Source organism: Nocardia sp. NPDC060220 (assembly GCF_042727815.1).
GTDB lineage: Bacteria > Actinomycetota > Actinomycetes > Mycobacteriales > Mycobacteriaceae > Nocardia.
Genome location: NZ_JBHWZY010001135.1, coordinates 1 through 1,801 on the forward strand (window position 1 = coordinate 1; position 1,801 = coordinate 1,801).

At 65.7% G+C, this 1,801-nt stretch carries 2 protein-coding genes and 1 pseudogene; 2 read left to right on the top strand and 1 reads right to left on the bottom strand.

The genetic code is table 11. From position 1 onward, the window contains the following. Both ACFWF3_RS34510 and ACFWF3_RS34515 read left to right on the top strand, forming a co-directional pair. A pseudogene (locus tag ACFWF3_RS34510) lies at positions 1-427 on the top strand (hypothetical protein); the annotation flags it as partial. Beyond that, on the top strand, positions 411-884 hold the full coding sequence (locus tag ACFWF3_RS34515) for an NUDIX domain-containing protein (protein WP_378995382.1): 474 nt from the start codon (positions 411-413) through the stop codon (positions 882-884). The pseudogene ACFWF3_RS34510 and the gene ACFWF3_RS34515, both read left to right, overlap by 17 nt. Before the next feature lie 42 nt (positions 885-926). On the opposite strand, the gene ACFWF3_RS34520 is transcribed toward ACFWF3_RS34515, so the two are convergent. Next, positions 927-1,801, bottom strand: an 875-nt coding sequence (locus ACFWF3_RS34520; RefSeq protein ID WP_379318241.1) for a PLP-dependent aminotransferase family protein, incomplete at its 5' end; no start/stop codon positions are given.

Genomic DNA, 1,801 nt, shown 5'->3' on the forward strand with positions numbered 1-1,801 from the left:
GCTGGAACTCCTTCCGAACGCCGCGGACATCCTCGCATCGAAGTGCCGAGACGGAACCCGCATTCGAATGGCTTTCGCAGACCCTGACTGCCCCCATGTCGCCGAACGCGATGCGCTGGAGCAGATGAGCGGGACGCTGCCCGGCCGGATCCGCAATGCACTGAATATGTTGGGTGAGCTGACCGATACCCCCGGCTGCGATATCGGACTGCACACCACCCATCTCTACAACTCGGTGTTCCGGTTCGACGACCAGATGATCGTGACCCCCTACCTCATTCGGGCCCGCGGATATCAGCACCCGGCGCTACACCTGCGGAAGCTGTCCCCCCACGGAATATTCACCTCGTTCGCCGAGCAATTCGAACAGATCTGGGGTTCGGCAACCCACTACCCAGAAGGACTCTCGCGTGAGCTCACGGCGTGACTACTACCGTGATCCCCACGCGCCGAAAGCGAACAGCCTGGTGCCTGGCGGCTCCATGCTTGTCGTGGATGGCGAAGGCCGAATCCTGATGCAGCGCAGGGGCGATTCCGGAAATTGGTCGCTGCCGGGTGGCGCGATGGAGATCGGCGAGACGCTCGAAGAGTGCGCCGTACGCGAGACAAAAGAGGAAACCGGCCTCGACACCGAGATCACAGGACTATTGGGGATCTACACCGACCCGGAGCATGTCATCGAGTACTCGGACGGCGAGGTGCGACAGGAATTCGCTGTCACCTATTTCGGTCGAGTGGTGGGCGGCGAGCTCGCTGTCAGCAGCGAGTCGACCGAGGTCCGCTTCGTCGGACCGGACGAGCTGGATGATCTACCGATGCATCCCACCGTACGCCTGCGACTCGAGCACTTCGCCGAACGACGGCCGCGCCCATACCTCGGCTGAGCCACGGAGCGCTGGGAAGTTCTGCCGGGTGCGCGCCGGTCGCTAGCCGATCGCCGAGGACAGCCTGTCGACCGCTTCGGTCAGGGTGGCCTCGTCGGAGGTGGTGAAGCAGAGGCGCAGGGAGTTGTCGGCGGTGTTGGAGACGGCGAACGCTGCGCCGGGGACGTAGGCTACGCCGGAGTTCAGGGCGGTGGGGAGGAGGGTGGCGGTGTTGGTGTTGTCGGTGAATTCGGCCCAGATGAACATGCCGCCGGTGGGGTCGGTGCAGTGGAGGCGGTCGGCGAAGGTGGTGCGGAGGGCGGTGGTCAGGGCGCGGGCTCTGGTGCCGTAGGTGGCGCGGATCGCATCGATGTGGGCTGCCAGCCAGGTGGTGTCGGTCAGCAGGTCGGTGGTGATCTGCTGGGTGAGCGAGGAGCCGCAGAGGTCGGCGCCTTGTTTGAGGAGTTCCACTGCGCGCGAGACTCTTTCGGGGGCGATCATCCAGCCGACGCGCAGGGCTGGAGACAGGATCTTGGAGACGCTGGAGAGGCGGATCACCTGGGGCGAGTACGAGGCCACCGGCGCGGGGGCGGGCTGGTCGAACCACAGTTCGCCGTAAGGGTCGTCTTCGATGACCCAGAAGCCGTGCGCCTCAGCGAGTTCCGCGAGCCGGCGGCGGCGTTGCGGCGCGAGGGTGACGCCGCCGGGGTTGTGGAAATTCGAGACGGTGTGGACGAGCGCAGGGCGTTCGCCCGCGGCCAGCAGGTCTTCGAGGATGTCGAGGCGCATGCCGCCGGAATCCAGGGGAACGGCGACGATTCGGGCACCTGCGGCTCGAAACACTTGCAGCGCACCGACATACGCGGGATCCTCCACGATCACGAGGGCGCCGGGGTCGAGGAGCACTTCGGCCAGGAGCGAGAGAGCTTGCTGGGAGC